The organism is Microbacterium sp. NPDC089696 (assembly GCF_044749125.1).
Classification (GTDB): domain Bacteria; phylum Actinomycetota; class Actinomycetes; order Actinomycetales; family Microbacteriaceae; genus Microbacterium.
This window is the reverse complement of the sequence record NZ_JBIVHF010000001.1, coordinates 600,796-620,868: the sequence shown is the minus strand read 5'-3', so window position 1 is coordinate 620,868 and position 20,073 is coordinate 600,796. Positions and strand designations below refer to the sequence as shown.

9 protein-coding genes are annotated in these 20,073 nt (G+C 70.6%); 1 reads left to right on the top strand and 8 read right to left on the bottom strand.

Annotated elements, in window-relative coordinates:
* Positions 1-25: 25 nt before the first annotated feature.
* From ACIPY8_RS02985 to ACIPY8_RS02970, 4 genes are all read right to left on the bottom strand, one after another.
* Positions 26-6,094, bottom strand: coding sequence for an Ig-like domain-containing protein (locus ACIPY8_RS02985; protein WP_400814795.1), 6,069 nt, complete (start codon positions 6,092-6,094; stop codon positions 26-28).
* Positions 6,095-6,232: 138 nt separating this feature from the next.
* On the bottom strand, positions 6,233-6,814 hold the full coding sequence (locus ACIPY8_RS02980; RefSeq protein ID WP_400814793.1) for a DNA-3-methyladenine glycosylase I: 582 nt from the start codon (positions 6,812-6,814) through the stop codon (positions 6,233-6,235).
* Positions 6,815-6,859: 45 nt separating this feature from the next.
* Entirely contained in the window at positions 6,860-8,359 is a 1,500-nt protein-coding gene (locus ACIPY8_RS02975; RefSeq protein WP_400814791.1) for a DUF222 domain-containing protein, read from the bottom strand.
* A gap of 247 nt (positions 8,360-8,606) precedes the next feature.
* Complete coding sequence (locus tag ACIPY8_RS02970; RefSeq protein ID WP_400814789.1) at positions 8,607-9,653, bottom strand: NAD(P)-dependent alcohol dehydrogenase; 1,047 nt, start codon at positions 9,651-9,653, stop codon at positions 8,607-8,609.
* A gap of 90 nt (positions 9,654-9,743) precedes the next feature.
* Here ACIPY8_RS02970 and ACIPY8_RS02965 point away from each other — a divergent pair, with 90 nt between their 5' ends.
* Positions 9,744-10,700 carry a hypothetical protein gene (locus ACIPY8_RS02965; protein WP_400814786.1) on the top strand — a complete coding sequence of 319 codons (957 nt, stop codon included), beginning with the start codon at positions 9,744-9,746 and terminating at the stop codon, positions 10,698-10,700.
* A 16-nt stretch (positions 10,701-10,716) separates the two neighbouring features.
* Here ACIPY8_RS02965 and ACIPY8_RS02960 read toward each other — a convergent pair whose 3' ends face one another.
* The 4 genes from ACIPY8_RS02960 to ACIPY8_RS02945 form a co-directional block, all read right to left on the bottom strand.
* The gene (locus ACIPY8_RS02960) at positions 10,717-12,777 is read right to left on the bottom strand and encodes an acyl-CoA dehydrogenase (RefSeq protein WP_400814784.1); all 2,061 of its coding nucleotides are present in this window, start codon (positions 12,775-12,777) and stop codon (positions 10,717-10,719) included.
* A gap of 120 nt (positions 12,778-12,897) precedes the next feature.
* On the bottom strand, positions 12,898-14,106 hold the full coding sequence (locus ACIPY8_RS02955; protein ID WP_400814782.1) for an HTTM domain-containing protein: 1,209 nt from the start codon (positions 14,104-14,106) through the stop codon (positions 12,898-12,900).
* Positions 14,103-14,915 carry a DUF5819 family protein gene (locus tag ACIPY8_RS02950; protein WP_400814780.1) on the bottom strand — a complete coding sequence of 271 codons (813 nt, stop codon included), beginning with the start codon at positions 14,913-14,915 and terminating at the stop codon, positions 14,103-14,105. The genes ACIPY8_RS02955 and ACIPY8_RS02950 overlap by 4 nt, the downstream gene beginning before the upstream one ends.
* Positions 14,916-14,984: 69 nt before the next feature.
* A complete protein-coding gene (locus ACIPY8_RS02945; protein ID WP_400814778.1) occupies positions 14,985-19,868 on the bottom strand; it encodes a choice-of-anchor G family protein in 4,884 nt (1,627 codons plus the stop codon).
* Positions 19,869-20,073: the final 205 nt, after the last annotated feature.

Sequence of the window (20,073 nt, the reverse complement as noted above, 5' to 3'; positions counted from 1 at the left end):
GTTTCTCTGAGATCGTGCGGCGGTGCTAGTACCAGGTGAGGGCGTCGGCGTAGCGGTTGAGCTCGACGATGTAGACGCGGATGTTGTTGCCGGGGTGCCCGTAGAAGCATCCGAGCTCGACCGTCCCGTTCTCGGGCACGTAGCGCGCCGAGTTGCCGAACTGCCCGCCGTCGTCACAGCGCAGCGTGTAGTTGCCGGGACTGCGGAAGTTCTGCACGGTCAGCGTCACCTTGGCGCACGACGAGTGGGTGCACTCGCCGGGCCACGTGCCAGACGATCCCTTACCGGTCTTCAACACCTCGGCCGGGCGGTTGTTCGTCCGCGCGGAGTCCGAGGCCTCCGGCGACCAGCCGCCCTCGCTGGCATGTGCCCGCACCTTGATGCTGTGGGTCTCCTCGTAGCCGTTGCCCACGGTCTCCGAGCCGTTCACCGCGACGTCCCGCCATCCTCCACCGTCGATGCTGATCTGCACCTTGTCGATCGATCGACCGTTCGACGAGTTGCGGGCGTCCCACGACAGCTTCACGGAGGTGCCGAGGTTCTGCGCGCTCACGGCCGGAGCCTTGGGCTGCCCGAACGGCACGGCCGTCGCCGTGTTCGAGGCGGCGCCGCCGTACGTCGACCCGCTGACGTTCGAGACCGCGCGCACCTGGATGTTGTAGGTCGTGCCGTTCGCGAGGCCCGAGATGCGGTTGCCCGAGAGACCCTGCCAGTTGCCGTTGTTGAGGCGGTACTGGTAGCTGATCTCGCTGGTCGTGGCACCGTTGCGGGAGCCCGGCTGGTATGAGATGTCGATGAAACGATCGCCGGGCGACGCGGCGAGGCTCGTGGGTGCGCCCGGGGGCGTCACGCCGCGTCGAGGCGCGGAGAGATCGGACCACTCGCCCCATCCGGCCTTGTTCTGCGCACGGATCCGGTAGGTGTACGGCGTCTCCGAGGTCGGAACCGTGACCGCCTGCGACCGTGCACCCGCTCCGGGGGTGAGGGTGTTGACGACGGACGAACCATTGCGCACCTCGAGCTGGTAGCTCGCGATCGCGTCGCCGTTGGAGTTCGGCGGCTCCCAGCTGACCTGCATCTGCGCCTCATTGCCGACCGGAGCCAGCTCGGCGGTCGATGGCGCCGCCGGCTTGAGCGGCGGACCCGCGGGGACCTCCGAGGCCGACCAGTTGCTCCAGCTCGACGGGTCCGGCGCCTTGTTGTGGGCCTGGACGCGTACCTGGTAGTTGCCGCCGTTCTCAAGGCCCTCCCAGGTGAGCGAGTTGCCTGTGACCTGCTTCTGCGAGACGCCGGACGGCGGGGCGGGCGAGATCTCGAGCGTGTAGCTCTCGACCGGCGAGCCCGGGGTCGACGGCGTCGTCCAGCTCACAGCCAGAGACTTGTCGCCGAACTTCAGCGACGGCGGGTTCGGAGTGTCCGGACGCGCGTCGGGGCGCGCGACGGCCGAGGTGCCCGAGGGCTTGCCCTCGCCGACGCGGTTGGTCGCGGTCACCTGGAACGTGTACTCGACGTTGTTCGTGAGCCCGTCGAGGGTGCACGTCGTCGACCGGCACTCCTTGGTGTACGCGCCGCCGCTCACCGCCTTGACGGTGTACTTGGTGATCTCGGCGCCGTTGTTCGACGGAGCGCCGTACGACACGACCACCGTGCGGTCCTGCACGCTCGTGACGGTGGGCGCGCCCGGCGCCTCGGGGACGCCCTGCACCGTGACGACGACCTGGCCGTTGACCTCACGGTCGGGGTCCTTGGTCGCATCCTGGATGCGGTAGCGCACGACCAGCGTGCCGACGAACGTCGCGGCGGGGGTGACCGTGAGCTGGTCGCCCTTCTGCGAGACCGAGCCCATGCCCGCCTCGACCACGGCGGAGACGACCTTGAGCGGGGTCTCCGGGAACGGGTTGAAGTCGTTGTCCAGCACGTCGACCGTCACCGGCTTGCCCTGATCGGCCTCCGAGACCGTGTCGGTGTTGGCGGCGGGCATCGCGCGCGTGGATGCCGCGACCAGAACCGTCACGGTTCCCTCCACGGGCTCCGTCTCGCCGTCGGTGACCTCGACCTTGAGGGTGAGGGCCGTGCCCTTCTTGGCCTCGGACGACGCCTCGACCATCAGGTTCGACCCGTCGACCCTGGCCTTGACGCCCTTGCCGTCGCCGCCGGTGAACTTGTAGGTGTGCTTGCCCTCGTCCTCGGGGTCGGGGTCGGTCGTGAGAGCCGCGAGGTCGAGCGCGGTCGCATCCTCTCCCGGCGCGACCTCCATCTGCCCGTTCACGAAGACCGGCTGCTGGTTCTCCGGCGGCAGCACGTCGATCGGGATCGTCAGGGTCGCGATGCGCCCCTCGGGGTCGTCGGGTCCTGAGCCGTCGGTCACCTCGAAGGTGATCGCATCCTTGCCGAAGTATCCGGCGGCGGACGTGTAGACGAGCGTCCCCTCGTCCTGCACGAGGTCCGATCCGTCGGCGTGCACGGCTGTGACCTTGGCGTGCTCGGTGATCCGCGCGGTGCCTCCGCCGGCGACCGTGACGTACTCCGAGAGCGGGAGCTTCTTCGTCTCCCCGCTCACGACCTCGACCGGCTTGGTGAGGTCGATCATGGGGCGCAGCCCGGACTCCGCCGGAACGAAGATGAACGCCGAGGCCTCGAGGCCATCGCGGTCGGTGAGCGTGTAGCGGATGAGCTGCTGCTCCTCCTGCACCGTCACCCGCACCAGACCGTTGTCGAGCTGGGTCGCGCCATCGCCGAGCGTCACGGTGAGCGCATCCGTGGTGCCGTCCGGGTCCTCGTCGTTCTTGAGGATCGGGATCTCGGCCGTGAGCGTGCCGTCCTTCAGATCCTCGGGGCGGACGCGGTCGTCGCGGGCGACCGGAGCCTGCAGCGGCACGTCCTCGTCGACCGTGATCTGCAGCACGGCCGAGGCGGTCGCGCCGCGGGAGTCGCGGATCGTGTACTGCAGCGAGGTCTCGAGCGAGCGGTTCGGGGCCTGCACGAGCACCCGGTCGCCCGAGACGCGCGCGGACAGCCCGTCGATGTCGGGGACCTCGAGTCCGTCGTTCTTCTCGCTCACGAGAGTGATCTCGTCACCCTCGGGATCCGAGTCGTTCGCGAGCACGGGTACCGCGATCTCGCGCCCGGGGCGCACCACCACGGCGTCCTTCACCGCGTACGGAGCCTGGTTCACGTCTTCGGCAGGAGCGATCCCCACGCGGATCGTGGCGACGCCCTCCTTGCCGAGGCGGTCGCGGACGCGGTACTTGAACGTGTCGACGCCGGTCGAGCCGTCGAACGCCTCGTACGTGAAGTAGTTCGAGCCGTTCTCGTTGATCCGGCCCTTGGTCGGGTTCGAGGCGATGCCGATCAGTTCGACCGAGTCGCCGTCGGCGTCGATGCCGTCGAGCGGCACGGCGATGTTGACCTCGGTGCCGGCGAGGGCGCGGGCCACGATGTCCTGCGGGCGCGGGGCCGCGTTGGTCTCGGCGTCGATCGGCATGATCTGGATCGTGACGTAGCCGGCGGCCTTCTGCTCGCGGGAGTCGACGGCCTCGTACGTCAGGTAGACGGTCTTCGCCTCATCGCCGGCCTTGAAGCGCACGGCGTCCTGCGAGACGAAGGCCTCGCCGTCTTCGGGCTCGGGTGCCTCGACCAGTTCCGGCGCGACGTGCATCACGTCGTCGTTCGGGTGCGTGTCGTTGTCGAGCACGGGGATGGTCACGACATCACCCGCGCGCACGTACGCGGTGTCGGGGTTGGCGACCGGCTGCAGGATCTGATCCGGCGCGGGGATCGGGATGACGACCACCTCGCCCTCCGCGGACTTCGAGCCGTTCGAGATACGGTACTTGACGCGCACCTGGTCCTTGAGGGAGCCCTGGTCGGTGATGCGGAGCGTCTCATGGTTGATCACCGAGACCGAGATGCCGGAGCTCGGCTCGAGCGACACGGACTGCACGACGAGGATGCCGCCGGCGGGGTCCATGTCGTTCGCGAGGACTCCGACGAGCACGTCTCCGCCCGAGGGCAGCAGGGCGACGTCGCGCACGGCGACGGGCGGGAGATCGGTCTCGTTCGCATCGAGCACGTCCACGCGCACGAGGCCCTGCGCGTTCTTCGGCCCCGCGGTCGCCAGGTACTGCACGTAATAGGTGCCGGGCGTCTCCGCCGAGAACGTGAACGTCTTGTTGGAGTAGTCCGGCAGCACGGTCGCACCGGGCGTCTCGTCGACGCGTCCGAGACGCAGCGGCTCGCGGCCCGAACTCGTGTCGTTGACCAGGGGCGCGACGGAGACCTGCTCACCCACACGCGTCACGACGTGGTCGGCGTTCGTCTTGGGGTCGGTCGACCCTTCGGGCCGGACGTCGAGGGAGATCGTGCCGACGTAGGTCTCGCCGAAGCCGTCGGCGATCGTGACGCTCACCTCTTTGCGACCTTGCAGGCTCGCGGTCGCCTTGTAGGTGATCTGGCCGTCGGTGCTGAAGTCGACCTCGTCGCCGGGCGCCGGCTCGACGCCCTTGAGGTAGATGTCGTCGCCGTCGGGGTCGATGAAGTCGGGGAGGATGTTGTACGAGATCGTTCCGCCGGATTCGACGGTCAGGCTCGTCTTGCGCTTGGGCGTCGGGGCGGCGTTCTGGTCCCAGGGGTGCACCGTGAGCGTGACGTTGGCGGTGTCCTTGCCGCCGCGACCGTCGTCGGCCTCGTACAGGAACGTCGTCGAGCCGCTGGCCTTCTCGTCGACCGCGATCTGCAGCGATCCGCCGTTCTGCACCGGCTGCACCGTGCCGATCGAGGGCTGGGCCTCGGCGAGGGTCGCGACGAGGACGTCGCCGTCAGGATCGTTGTCGTTGTCGAGCACCGGGAGGAGGGTCGTCGCACCGGGGCGGACGCCGAAATCGTCGTCCTCGGCGACCGGAGGCGTGTTCTCCTCCTTGCGGTCGGGAAGGGTGGTCTCGACGGTCTCCTCGGTCGTGTCCTCTTCGTCCTGGGTCTCACCCTCGGGCGGAGTGAGGTCGTTCCAGTTGTCGACGCGCTGCAGCGACTCGTTCGCCATCCAGGCCGCGCCGCCGACCGCGTCGTTGAGGATGATGACGTCGCGGTTGGTCCGGAACGTCAGGCTCTTCGACTGTTCCGCGCCCTCGATCTTCTCGTCGACGTCGTTCGCATCGCCGGGGCATTCGCGCAGGAAGCGCGCGGATCCCGCCCACGCGGCGTAGGTGCAGCCGCGCAGCGAGACCGGGGCGGCAGGTGTGCCGGTGCCGCCGACGTCGGTGACGGTCGGCTCGGCACCGTCGAGCGGGACGGTCACGAGCGCGGACTTCGTGGCGAGCGCGACGGCGGACGCCTGGGCGGATGCCGGCTGCAGCACGGCATCTGCGGTGTCCGCGACCTCCGTGCGGAAACCGCCGGGGGTCGTGACGACGCCGGCGGCGGGGTCGAGGACGACCGGGGTGCGTCCGACGGCGGTGATGACGGGAGCGGACTCGTCGTCGATCTCCCCGACGGATGCCGCAGAGGGATCGAGAGGCTCGCCCTCGTTGTCGACGGGGATCGTGACGACCTCGCCGCGTTCGGGGGACACTCCGAAGACGGTGCCGTCGTCGGCGACGGTCATGTCGGCGTTGGCTCCGAGCTCGGCGGAGGGCTCTGCCCCTTCGACCTTGAACGAGGAGATGCCGGAGACGGGGACGACCCAGAGCTTGCCGCTCTTGCGGTCGAGGATCGCGGTGGTGCGGTTGCCGAGTGCGACCTTGGCCGACGTGGGGATACGGGCGGAGTCGCCCAGGGCCACGCGGGCCGGGTCGACAGCGGTGACGGTCGAGGCGCTCTCGTCGACGACGAGGATGTTCGTCTCGTCCTGCAGGATGTCGTAGTTCTCACCCGCGGTGCGGAGGCCGCCGTCGAGCACGGTCGACTCGTAGTTGAAGTGGCCGACGAGCAGGCTCGAGGTCTTCGTGATCCACACGCCGCCGTCGTTGAGGTCGACCTTGGTGGTCGGGAAGCCCTGATAGTTGATCGCCATCGTGGTGAGGGCGATCACACCCACCGTCACACCGGCGGCGGACGCCAGTGTCTTCGGCCGCGCTCGCATCCACGACAACGCCTTCATGCCCGGTTCCCCCCAGGGTCTCGCTGTTCAAGACTCTCCGATCGCGCACCCGGCGGCGCACGATACACCCGATCATCCTAACCTTCCGGAATACCGCGCACGATGGGGAGAACTGCCCACGGAGTTCTCAGGCGTCTGTCACCCGAGCTCGGCGGCGCGCCAGCATCCCTCGATGTGGTCGTCGACCATGCCGGCGGACTGCATCAGCGCGTACATCGTGGTCGCTCCGACGAAGCGGAATCCGCGGCGCCGCAGCTCCTTGCTCATCGCGGTCGATTCCGGGGTGACGGCCGGCACGTCGGCGAACTCACCGGGACGGCGGGCGGTGGGCGCGGGCGCGAACGACCACATGAGCGCGTCGAGCTCCCCTTCGGCCATGTCACGGACGAGGCCGGCGTTGCCGATCGTGGCCTCGATCTTGGCGCGGTTGCGGATGATGCCGGCATCCCCCATGAGCCTCTCGACGTCGGACTCGTCGAAGGCGGCGACCGCTTCCGGCTCGAACCCGGCGAACACCTCGCGGAAGCGGGGGCGCTTGCGGAGGATCGTGATCCACGACAGACCGGCCTGGAAGCCTTCGAGCGCCATCTTCTCGAACAGCGCCCGGTCGCCGTGCAGCGGAGTTCCCCACTCCTCATCGTGATAGCGGCGGTACTCGGCGTCGTCGCCGACCCACGCGCAACGCGCGCGACCGTCAGGACCTGTGAGAAGGGAGGGCATGGCTCGACGCTATCGCCCCGCACCGACATCGCACGCGTTGCCACCTCACGCCGCCGATCGAGGCCGTGATCGAGGCCGTGCAGGATCGATCGAACCCCGTGCGCTGATCCGCGGCGTCCGCCACCGCCGCGCGGGATCCCACCATGCCGGTCCGCGGACCTGCGGCAGACCGTCGTTCATGCGGATCTCCCACCGCGAGGAACCCAGCGACCGATGATGCCACCAGCACAACGGAACTCCGTTGTCGGTGCTCGTCGGACCTCCGCGCGCATGTTCGACGACGTGGTGGATCTCGCACCACGACGCCGGCACATGGCATCCCGGGATGAGACATTCTCTGTCGCGCGCGACGATCGCCCTCCGTTGGTGGACCGTGAAGATGCGGTCGGTCGTCGTGATCCCGACGATCCTCCCCTCGTCGAGGAGCACCCGCTGCACCGCTCCGGCGCACGCGATGTGCTCGGCCACGGCGACCGGAAGAGTCGCGTCGGAACCGGGCAGGCGAGCACGCCCAGCGCCGCGCGCAAGGTCGTTCGCATCGACCGTCACCACGAGCGTCGGCGCTGCCCCGCCGAGCGACGGCATGTCCTGATGCCGCGCAGCGATGCCCAGGGCCGCGGCGAGGGCGTCGTGACGCTTCTGCGCATGCGTCCGCGGATCGATCACCGCCCGCGGGTCGGCGTCGAAGGGATCGTCGTCACGGCCGTCGTTCCCGCCACCGTCGGACGCGTCGGAGTCATTCGTGGACTCTTCGAAGCGCACTCCGCGTCCCGGTTCGGGCATCGGCGGCCCATCGACCTTCGGATTCAGCACCGCGTCGAGGATGCCCTGCAGTTGCGCCGCCGCATCGGGGAGAAGGTGTCCGCTGACACGGTGTAGCCCGTTCCTCACCCGCCCGATCGTGAGTCCACGCTTCTGCAGCGCCTCCTGATCGTCCGGTTCGTCGCCGTCGGGATCGAGCACCATCGCGATGTGCTGCGCCAGGCGACCGAGATCCTCCGGCACTACGCCGGGGCCACCCTCGTCGGAGTCTTCGTTCTCGTCGTCCACGACGTCGTGGAATCCGCGAGCGGCGTCCGCGAGGAAGGCATCCGCGGTCAGCCGCTCCTCCGCGCCGATGCGGTCGCCGATGCGCGATACCGGTCCGGCCGCGGCGAGCGTGCTGGCGATCCCGATGACCCCGTCGAGCAGGGCCTCACGGAGCGCAGGCCAGCGCGCAGGCAGCCTTTCGCCCGATACGAGACTCGTGTCCCGCGCCAGGTACCCCGCGGCTTTCACGACCCGCGCTGCGGCGGGCGCGTCGACGAGCAGGGTGCGCTGCAGGAGCTCGTTCACCGTTCGGCATCCGGAGCCGTGGGCGAGATCCACCGGATCCGCGGTCGCCACGGTCTCGACGACGACTGCCTCGACTCTCCGAAGCACCGCCCCGGCGCGCTGGAGGACATCCACGCGCGCAGCATCGGACAGACCCGCGAGCGAGCTTCCGCACAGCACCGCATCGAGGTCGGATGCGACCTGGGCGAGACGGGCGAGCGGTTCTTCCATACGTCGATCCCATCAGGGACCACCGACATTCAGGCCCATGAAAAGACCTGTTCACAGTCGATATTCCAAGACTCTGGAATGCGTCTGAGAGGGCAGCCCCCGCGGATGGCAGACGACGCAGGAGACGACGCGGAGGGAGGACGATCCTGGGCGGATCGTCCTCCCTCCGGCGCATCGCCTACCTCCGCGACGCCCTACCTCCGCGACGCCCGCCGCGACACTCAGCCCACCGAGAGCGGCCCGAGGCTCAGTCCGCGAAGGTCGACCCGTCGATCACGAACCGGTAGCGCACGTCCGAGGCGAGCACGCGCTCGTAGGCCTCGTTGATCTGCGACGCGGGGATGACCTCGATCTCGGCGGCGATGCCCTTCGCGGCGCAGAAGTCGAGCATCTCCTGAGTCTCCTGGATGCCGCCGATGTTCGATCCGGCGAGCGAGCGGCGTCCGCCGATCAGCGACATGACCTGCACCGGCAGCGGCTCGGCCGGAGCGCCCACGCACACCATGGATCCGCCCACGTCGAGCAGGCTGAGGTACGCGCGCAGGTCGACCACCGCGCTCACGGTGTTGAGGATGACGTCGAACGAGCTGCGCAGGTCCCGGAACGTCTCGGGGTCGCTGGTCGCGTAGTAGTGGTCGGCGCCGAGGCGCAGTCCGTCGTCCTTCTTGCTCAGCGTCTGCGAGAGCACGGTGACCTCGGCACCGAGAGCATGGGCGATCTGGACGCCCATGTGTCCGAGGCCGCCGAGTCCGACGACCGCGACACGGCTGCCCGGGCCGACGCCCCAGTGGCGCAGGGGCGAGTACGTGGTGATGCCGGCGCACAGCAGCGGGGCCGCGGCGTCGAGCGCGAGTCCGTCGGGGATGCGGACGACGAACGACTCCGTGACCACGACCTGCTCGGAGTACCCACCCTGCGTGATCGTGCCGTCGCGGTCGGTCGCGCCGTAGGTCATCACCGCGCCGTTCGAGCAGAACTGCTCGTCGCCGCGCAGGCAGTTGCGGCACTCGCCGCACGAGTTCACCATGCAGCCGACGCCGACACGGTCGCCGACCGCGTGACGCGTGACCTCGGAGCCGATCGCCGAGACGACGCCGGCGATCTCGTGCCCGGGCGAGAGCGGATACGTCTGCGGCCCCCAATCACCGCGTACCGTGTGGATGTCGGAGTGGCAGATGCCCGCGAAGGCGATGTCGATGAGGACGTCGTGCGGGCCGAGCTCGCGCCTCTCGATCTCGGTCTTCTCGAGCGGGGCGGCTTCGCTCGGGGCGGCGTAGGCATGGACGCGGGTCATCCGGGACTCCTCAGAACTGTTCACGGGGCAGACACTGACATTACCCGCGCCCGATCGATACGGTAGGGCTACGACTCTGGAGGGACGTCCATGCGCCGCTCGACCCTGCCCGCTCGCATCATCACGACCGTTCTCGCGCTCGTGCTCACGCCGATCGCCCTCGTGCTCCTGTCGGTGGGCGGGCAGTCGGTGAGCCAGGTGTTCTTCGAGTACGGCTACCGCCAGGACCTCTCGGCCGTGATCGGTCCGATGCTCGTACAGACTCTCGGCGTCGTGCTGCTCGCGGTCGTGGTGCTCAGCGGCGTGTGGAGCTCGGCAGGGCTCGTCGCGGTCGGGGCGTTCAGCGTGGTCGCCCTCGCGCTGTCGGCCTTCCCTCTCGCGCTCTCGTGGCTGTACCGGTTCGTCCCCAGCCCGTGGATCGACGGCGCGGTCTACGGCGTCCCGCTCGCCGTGCTGCCCGTGCTCGGCGCGATGGGCCTGGTGCTGACCCGCGTGCGCCGCGACCCGCGTCCGCGCGGAGCGGGTCTCGGCGCCCTCGGGATCGTCCTCGCGCCGCTGCTCCTCGCCGGCGGGGCCCTCCTGCTGTCGTGGGGCGCCGCGAACGGCACGCTCCTCGCCCTGCAGCGGTTCCAGTTCGACCTGCAGCCGCTCGCCGTCCTGGCCACGCTCGGCGGCCTGCTCCTCATCCTCGCCGGTGTGGGCGTGACCCACTGGTCGCCGTTCGCCCTGGTGCTGCCGGCGCTCGTGCTCCTGGTCGGCAGCATCGCGCTCGCCCTCGCGCCGACCGCAGTGTTCCCGATCCTGACGTCGCTGCCCCGCGGCGTGAACGTCGTCGCGCCGACGCTCATGCTCTACGGCGCGAGCGCCGCCGCCGGCGTCCTGTTCCTCGTGTTCACGGCCGTCCTGCTGCGTGTGCGCGCCCAGGCGCGGCTGACGCCGCCGGAGGGGACGGATGCCGTCGCCGCAGCGTATCCGCCGGCGCCGTATCCGGCCGCGTACCCGGCGCCGGGGCAGCATCCCTTCCCGCCGGCGCCGCCCGCCGCCTGACACGGCGCTTCTCGGCTCAGCGCTTCTTCTGCTTGAGCGCCTTCTCCTGGATCGGCGCCCGGCCCGAGGCGGCGAGGTCCGCGTAGTAGGCGCGGGCCTCGTCCTGACGCTGCTTCTCCGCACCGGAGGCGATGGGGGCGCGCACGTGCTCGGGCTCGTAGCCGAACGCGTCGACGAGGTCGAGGGCGTGCGGGCGCAGACGCGCGCACAGGCGGTCGATGTAGCTCGACACGGCGGCGGCGCGCTGCATCGACAGGCGGCCGTTGATGAGGTGCCAGGCGAGGTGCTTCTCGATCAGCTGCAGACCGAAGAGGTCGCGCAGCCAGGTCAGCACCTTCTTGCTGTCGGCGTCCTCGGTGCGGTGCACGGCGTCGGTGAACGCCTCCCACTGCAGGAGCTCACCATGCGCCCGGGCGGCTTCGATGAGCTCGGCCTGGTTCTCGTTGAACAGCTGCGCGCCGCGCACCTTGTCCTTGCCGGCGACGCGCAGGCGTCCGGCGATGTCGGCGACCATCTGCTGCACGCGCTCGGCGAGCAGCAGATGCTGCTGCTCCTCGCGCAGGCCGTTCTCGACCGACCGCGCGACCTGGCCGAAGTCGGCGACCGACTGGCCGAACTGCCGCAGACCCGCGCCGTGGAACACCTTGCCCGCGGTCTGGCCCACCGCGAACTTCGCGAGCGCCGCGGCATCCTTCCCGGTGAACTGCTTCGCGTAGTCGGTGAGCAGACGCTTGCCGACGAGCTGCAGCAGCACGTTGTTGTCACCCTCGAACGTCACGTAGATGTCGAGGTCCGCGCGCAGCCCCACGAGGCGGTTCTCGAACATGAAGCCGGCGCCGCCGCAGGCCTCGCGAGCCTCCTGCAGGGTGTCGAGCGCGTGCCAGGTCGACAGCGGCTTGAGGGCGGCGGCGAGCGTCTCGAGGTCCTCGCGGTCGTCGGGGGTGTCGGTGCGCCCGGAGAACACGCCGTCGAACTTCTGCAGGAACTCGTCGTGCGCGAAGATCTGCGCGTAGGTGGTCGCGAGGCGCGGGAGCAGGCGGCGCTGGTGCTTGCCGTAGTCGAGCAGCACGACCTCCTGGCCGTCCGCTCCGTCGAACTGGCGGCGCTGGGTCGCGTAGGTGATCGCGATCTTCAGGCCGAGGGCGGAGGCCCAGGAGGCGGCGCCGTCGAGCGAGACGCGACCCTGCACGAGAGTGCCGAGCATCGTGAAGAAGCGGCGTCCAGGGCTGTCGATCGCGCTCGAGTAGGTGCCGTCGGCCGCGACGTCGCCGTAGCGGTTGAGGAGGTTGGTGCGCGGGATGCGCACGTTGTCGAAGGAGAGGCGTCCGTTGTCGATGCCGTTGAGCCCGCCCTTGAGGCCGTCGTCCTCACGCCCGATGCCGGGCAGGTCGACGCCGTCCTCGCCGCGCAGCGGCACGTAGAAGCAGTGCACGCCGTGGTTGACGCCGTTCGTGATCAGCTGCGCGAACACGGTGGCGGCGATGCCGTGCAGGGCCGCGTTGCCGAGGTACTCCTTCGTCGCCGCGCGGAACGGCGTGTGGATGACGAACTCCTCGGTCTCGGGGTCGTACGTCGCGGTGGTGCCGACCGCCGCGACGTCGGATCCGTGGCCGATCTCCGTCATCGCGAACGCGCCGGGGATCTCGAGGCTCATGATGCCGGGCAGCCACTTGTCGTGATGCTCGGCGGTGCCGAGCTGCAGCACGGCGGAGCCGAAGAGACCCCACTGCACGCCCGACTTGATCTGGAGGCTCGGATCGGCGACGACGAGCTCCTCGAACCCGGCGATGTTGCCGCCGTTGTTCTCCTCGCCACCGAGGCGCTTCGGGAACGCGCGGTGCACGGCCTTGTTCTCGACCAGCAGGTGCAGCTGGCTGAGCACGCGCTCGCGGTGCTCGTCCTTGCCGAGCTCGTCCTTGCGCCAGAACGCGGAGTCCTTGATCATCTCGCGCGCCTCGCGACGCGTGTCGGCCCACGTGCCCATCAGCAGCCGGTTCACGGCGTCGATGTCGAGGCGGATTCCGGCGTCGCTCGTGGCGGCGGAGGTGGTGTTCGGACGGACGGCGGCGTCGACCATGCGCATTCCTCTCAGAGGGAGACGGGGATGCTTTCATGGTAGGTCTGCCACAACCTGCGAAGAACTCCCCTGTGCGGTTCCTCCAATATGCTGCGCGGACGTCCCCCGGGAGCATTGTCGTCAGGCGACAGGAGCCGCCCGCCCGCCGGGCGGCGGCGCGGACTTCGCGTCGTTCCACCGTCGGGCGACGCCGGCGCTGAGCCGCGCCCAGGTGCGGTCGCGGATGAAGATCGAATCGATCGCGATCATCGTCAGCGAGAACCAGGGCAGGCCCATGAGCACGGCGATTCCGATGTGGAAGGAGAGGATGCCGAGGAGGCCGATCAGCCTGGTGGGGCGCGTCAACAGCATGAGGGGGAACGCCACCTGCAGGATGATCGACCCCCAGCTCGCGATCGTCACCATGGGCCCCCAGGCCGTGACGAGGTCACTCAGCACCGGCCAGGTGCCGAAGCGGGCGGTCTGCAGCGGGTTGTAGACCGCGTAGCCGTCCTTCCACGGGTCGCCTCCCGCCTTGAACAGCGCCCCGGAGGCGTACACGAAGCAGACCTGCGCCGTGAGCGCGACGAGCGCGAGATTGTGGAAGACGGTGCCGAGCAGGGCCGGCTGGCTGTTCGGCGGGAACCAGTCCCCGACCTTGGCGCGGCGGCGGGCGTCGAGCGACCAGCGCGCGGCGGGGTCGGCGAAGAAGAGGAGGAGCAGCGCGATGCGGAACATGTTGTCGCCCTGGTCGCCGACCATGTCGTTGGCCTCGATGAACCCGACCCACAGGCAGAAGAACACCGGCAGCACGAAGCGGAAGCGCCATCCCAGCACGAACAGCACCGCGAGCGCGGCGAGGACCAGATAGAGGACTGTATAGAGGACGTCGTCGCCCATGGCCGCGTGGAAGGCGCTGAACACCCAGATCGTCGGGAAGTCGCTCACGGGCTGGGCCATCTCGCCGTTCCACGCCGAGCCGGAGCCGAACGTATACAGGCGTGTGCTGAAGTTCGCGGCCAGCAGCCCCAACGCGGTGACGCCGAACAGGATGCGGGTCACGGCCAATCCGTAGAGCGCCTTCTTGCCGTGGAACAGCCAGTCCCCGATGAACGCCGAGATGCGGTCGACGGCCGACACCACCATGGCCCAGAGCCCCGCGACCATCGACGAGGCGAACGTGAGGAGACGGGCGGCGAAGGACGCCGTGGGGGCGGGCTGCGGGACCGGAGGCGTCGGAGCCGCAGGGGACTTCTTCGCCGGAGCGTCCGGCTGCAGCGCCTTCGGCGGAGCATCCTTCCTCGTCTTCGTCGACACGGCCTTGTCCCGCGTCCTCGTCGGGGCGCTCACGGCTGGATCCTCTCGAACTGGGCGCGGAACGTGCCGGCGAAGTTCTCCCGGCTCTGCCCCTCCTCCTCGATCGGCAGTCGCCATCCCGTGGTGGAGAAGGTCGGGTCCGGCCGCTGCGCACCGGGGTCGTTGCGCTCGGCGTAGGGCACGACGTTCTGGCGGCTCACGCGGTACTGCACCTGCACGACGGCGTCCGCGCCCCAGATCGCGTAGGCGACCTGCGTCGCATACGCGGTCGAGAGATGCTCCTCCGCCATGTACGCGGCGGTCGACGGATGGTCGCCCTCGAGCTCGTCGAAGGACCGGGTCATCCAGTCCTCCCACCCGTCCTCCGTGTAGTCGAGAGCGATCACGGCCTGCTGCTGCTCGTCGAGCTTGTTGAAGGCGTTCATCTGCCCGCTCGCCACCTCGCTCGACTGGATGCCTGCCCGCGGCGGGAAGAGGTGGTAGCGGATCATGGAGAGCTCGACGTCGGTCGCGCTCACCCACCCGGTCTCGACCTCCTCGCCGTCCTTCTCGATGACCGCGCGGACGTTGAAGTGGTAATCGCCGTTGATCGGCTCCGGCGCGAAGACGCTCCAGGACTGCCCGAACATCGGCAGCATGTAGCCCGACAGGACCTCCTGCGTCGGGATCTCCCGCAGCGCCGAGTACGGCGCGATCCAGAGGAACGAGGCGCCGACGTGCCAGAGCGTGAGCAGGCACGCGGCGAACGCGATGAGCTTGACCCACCAGGCGGGTCGCGGCCTCGTGGACTCCGCGGGCTCGACCGAGAGGTCCGATTCGGATGACATCTGCGTCGTGGTCATTGTGCGCACCTTCCTGACCGCCGAGAGGGGTCGGGGCCGCCGTGCGCGGCGGCCCCGACGAGGGTGTCGCTACTCGACCATGCGGTCGAGGGCGACGGTCTGCGTCCGGCGTCGTCCGGCCCGGATGACGCCGAGCCCGAGCACGAGGAGCACGGCGGCGAGGGCGATCCACCCGGTCTGGACGTCACCGCCGGTGGTGGCGAGTCCGGATCGCACGACCTGGAACGTCGTGGAGACCGCACCGGAGGTCGCTCCCGTCAGCGTGACGGTGTGCGTGCCGAGGTCGGTGTCCGCGGGGATCGTCCAGGTGAACGTGACCTCGCCCTGCGCGTTCGCGACCCGGCTGCCCAGCGCCAGCGGGGCGGAGGTCATGACTCCCGTCACGGTCTCGCCGGGCTGGAAGCCGGTACCGATCGCGGTCTGCCGATCGCCGCGCTCCAGCACCGGGGTCACGACCCGGATGCCGATCTGCGAGCCCGGATCCGCTGCGGCATCCGCATCGGCCGAGGCCGTCGCGGTGGCCGTCGACGTCGCCGTGGCCGAAGCCTCCGCCGTCGCGTCGGCGGAGACGTCAGCGGCTGCCGACGCGGATGCCGTCGCGGAGGACGAGGCGTTCGCCGCGGCCGCCGAGGAGGCGTTCGCGTTCGCGGTCGCCGCTGCGGAGGCGTCGGCGGCGCTGGTCGACGTGGCGTCGGTCTGCGCGGCCGCCTGAGCCGCGGCGGCCGCCGAGGCGTTCGCATCCGTCGTCGCCGTCGAGGAGGCGTCGGTCGAGGCGTCGGTCGTCGTCGCGGCCGAGGCCGCCGCATCCGCCGTCACGTCCGCCGCCGCCGAAGCGCTGCTCGTCGCATCCGCCAGGGCCGCCGCCACCGCAGCCGCTTCGGCGACCGCGTTCGCGTCGCTGTCCGCCTGGGCCGAGGCCGCCGCCGACGCCGAGGCGTTGGTGTTGACCTCCGCGGAGGGGTCGGCCGCCGCGTCCGCGGAGGCCACGGCGTCGGAGGAGGCATCGGTCGACGCGGAGGCGATGGCCGCCGCGCTGGCGTTCGACGCCGCGCTCGTGCTCGCGTCGGACGTCGCCGAGGCCTGCGCCGCCGTGGTGCTCGTCGCGTCGGCGAGCGCTGCCGCCTGTGCCGCGACGGCCGCACCGGCGTTCGCCGACGAGGTCGCATCGGCCGTGGCGTCCGTCGACGACGTGGCGGTCGCCGCGGTCTGCGCCGCCGCCTCCGCCGCGGGGTTCGCCGCAGCCGAGCCCTCGGCCGTCGCATCGGCCCAGGCCGCCGCCTGCGCGGCCGCTTCGGCGACCGCATCCGTCGACGCGTCGGCGTTCGCAGACGCGGATGCCGAGGCCGCCGCGTTCGCGTTCGTCGAGGCCTCAGCCGAGGCGTTCGTGGAGGAGTCCGCGGTTGCGGCGCTCTCCGACGATGCGGCCGAGTTGGCGTCTGCCGCGGTGGAGGCCGCGGCGTTCGCGTCGTCGGACGCATCCGCCTGCGCCGCTGCCTGAGCGGCGACGGCCGCGGAGGCGTTCGCGGCCGCCGTCGCGTCGGTGGTGGCCGTGGTCGAGGCGTCCGTCGTGGCTGCCGCGACCGCTGCCGCGGAGGCGTCGGCGGTCGCCGCTGCCGAGGCCGCGGAGGTCGCGTCGGCGAGAGCAGCCGCTTCGGCTGCGGCCTGCGCCGAGGGGTCGCCGTCGGCCGTGGCGTCTGCCGAGGCGGAGGCCGAGGCCGCCGCGTTCGTGTTGACGTCGCCCGGGTCGCCCGCCGTCACCTCGACGGTGTCGGTCTGCGTGACCGCCCCCGAGGTGCCCGTGAGCGTGTAGCCGGTGGCCGGAGCGGTGCCCGCGGGGACGGGGTAGTTCACCGTGAACGCGCCGAACGCATCGGTGGTCGCGCTCACGGGTCCGCCGACGTTCGCTCCGCCGCCGGGGGCGGTCAGCTGGAGCGACACCGTGGAGCTCACGGGCCACCCCGACCCCGTCACCGCGAGGTTCGTGCCCGCGGGAACGGATGCCGCGGCATCCAGCACGACCGGCGCGGCCGTGACCTCCGTGGTGTCGGTCGCCGTCGCCGCACCTGCGGTCGCCGTGACGGTGTACCCGGTGCCGGCGGGAGTCCCGGCGGGCACGGGGTACGCGAGCGTGAAGCCGCCGAGCGCGGTGGTCGTCGTCGTCTGCGGTGCACCGATCGGCGCGCCGCCCGGTGCGGTCAGCTGCACCGAGACCTCGGTGCTCGCCGGCCAGTCGGCCCCGGTCACGGAGAGCGAGGATCCCGCCTCGACCGTGTCTGCCGCGTCGACCGTCGGCGCCGCCGTGACAGCGGTCGTGTCGGTCGCCGTCTGCGCACCGGCCGTCGCGGTGACGGTGTACCCGGTGCCGGCGGGGGTGCCGGCCGGAACGGGGTACGCGAGCGTGAAGCCGCCCGTGCCGTCGGTCGTCACCGTCTCGGGGCCGCCGACGTTCGCGCCGCCTCCGGGTGCGGTGAGCTGCACCGACACCTCGGTGTTCGCGGGCCAGCCGGTGCCGCTCACGGCGAGGTCGGACCCGGCCTGCACGGTGTCATCGGCATCGACCGTGGCCGCCGCCGTGACGTCGGTCGTGTCGGTCGCGGTCTGCGCGCCCGCGGTGGCCGTCACGGTGTAGCCCGTACCCGCCGCCGCGGTCGCCGGGACGGGGTAGGCGAGCGTGAAGCCGCCGGTGCCGTCGGTCGTGACCGTCTCGGGACCGCCGACGTTCGCGCCGCCGCCCGGTGCGGTGAGCTGCACCGACACCTCGGTGTTCGCGGGCCAGTTCGTGCCCGAGACGGCGAGGTCGGTGCCGGCCTGCACGGTCGGAGCCGCGTCGACGGTCGGGACGGGGGCGTCGGTCACCTCGGTCGTGTCCGTGGCCGTCACGGTTCCGGCAGTCGCGGTGATCGTGTACCCGGTCGCCGCCGGGGTACCTGCCGGGACGGGGTACGCGAGCGTGAATCCGCCGGTGCCGTCGGTCGTGACCGTCTCCGGACCGCCGACGTTCGCACCGCCACCGGGTGCGGTCATCTGCACCGACACCTCCGTGTTCGCGGGCCATCCCGCACCCGTGACGGCGAGGTCTGTGCCTGCCTGCACGGCGGGCGCGGCGTCGACGGTGGCGGGGGCTGCCGTGACCTCGGTCGTGTCGAAGGCCGTGGAGGTTCCGTCGGTCGCGGTGACCGTGTAGCCCGCGGCCGCTGGGGTACCGGCCGGAACCGGGTACGCGAGCGTGAATCCGCCGGTGCCGTCGGTCGTGACGGTCTCCGGACCGCCCACGTTCGCGCCGCCGCCCGGTGCCGCCAGCTGCACCGAGACCTCGGTGTTCGCGGGCCATCCCGCACCGGTGATCGCGAGGTCGTCGCCGGCCTGCACGCTGGCCGCGGCGTCCACGGTCGGGGCGTCGGCGAGAGCGTTGGGTCCGGCCTGCGAGCGGGCGAGGGCGATCGTGCCCACACCGCCCGTGCCGAGGATGTCGCCGACCGTGAGGACGAACGCCTCCTCGCTGAAGATCGGGCCATTGTCGGCCTGCACGTTGCCGCGCAGCGAGACGACGCCGTTCAGGAGCCCGACCGCGGGCGCCAGCGCGCTGACGATCCCGGTCACCGCGGTGGTGACCGTCGGCACGACCGTGGCGATCACGCCCGTCGGGCCGAGGAGCACGGAGTTGATCGGGCCCGTCAGAGCGCCGAGCAGAGTACCGACGGGCACGACGACCGGGAGGCCGGCGACCTTGAGCGAGATCGTGGCGGTCGCCGTACCGGCGACCACGCTGCCGAGGGTCTGGTTCGGGACCGAGACCTGCAGACCGGTGCCGATGTCGACCACCGGGACGGTGCAGGTGGGGCCGGTGCCGACGACGCAGACTGCGACGTTGACGTTGAGCACAGCGGCGTTGAGCGTGGTCGTGAGCGTGCTCCGGACCAGTTCGGGCACCGTGTTCAGGACGTTGCCGACGCGCGTGATGAGGTTGTTCAGCACCGCGGGCGACAGGACCTCCTCGCCGACGTTCAGGTTGTTGAGACCGCGGCCGGTGGTGTCGGAGAGCAGGGCGTTCAGATCGACGCCGACGACTCCCGTGCGGAGGTTCACCGTGACGACGCCGTCACCCACCGGGGTGTCGAGGATCGTGTTGAGCGCCGCCGCGATGTCCGTGGTGATCGTGATGTTCACGCCGCTGTTGCCGAGGATCGGCGCGAGCGCGGCGTTGAGCCCGGCGAGCGCCTGCGCCAGGAGCCCGTTGGGTCCGGCGAGGCTGTTCACAGCGGCGTCGACGGTCGACGCGACGCCCCCGGGACCCGTGAGCGTGTTCTGCAGCGTCGCGATCGCCGGCAGGGTCAGCGACAGGTCACCGCCGGCGACGTTGTAGTCGCGGGTGACGGCGCCGGCCGCGTCGATCGCGACCTCGGAGCTGATCGCCTCGAGCGAGATGTCGAGGTCGGCGACGGTGCCGGTGACGGCGGAGCCGAGGAGCCCTTGCAGGTTGAGCGACGCATTGGACGGATAGGCCCCCGTGCCGGTCGTGTCGATCACTCCGGTGTCGCTCACGGCGCCGGTCGCGGCGCGCGAGACTCCGGCGTCGGAGGACTGCGAGTACTGGTTCACGGCGCCGAGCTGCAAGAAGTTGTTCAGCGGCACGCTGAGGCCCCCGGGCACCCCGAGCTGCAGGAGGTTCAGCGCCGTGAGATCGAGCGAACTCGTCTCGGTGTCCGGCGTGGGTGACCCCGCATTGCTCGTGGACGATCCGCCGAGATCGACGACGTCATCGAGCGGGATGCCGCCGAGCAGCAGACTGCCGCTCAGGAACTTCGAACTCGAAGCCGATTGATCGCCCGGCGCGGCTGACGCCGCCGTCGGAACCAGTGCTCCTGCGAGGACCACAGCCGCCGCGATCGCGCCTGCGAGTCCTGCTCCTGCGGCCCTGCGCCTGCGCAGTCCCGCCCCTCCGAAATGAACCATTCGCCTCTCCCGTGATGCAGATGTTCCGCGTCACAAGGCCCTCCCCAGGTGCCGGCGTGTGCCGGTCAGAGCGATGTTGGTAAGTGACTATGCCTGCCCTCCGAAGGGTTTGTCCAGAGGTCTTGGCAAAATTCATGGGAGCGGTCACACTGATTCGTGGGAGCGATCACACAAAATCGTGGGAGCGATCACATCGCTCACCCCC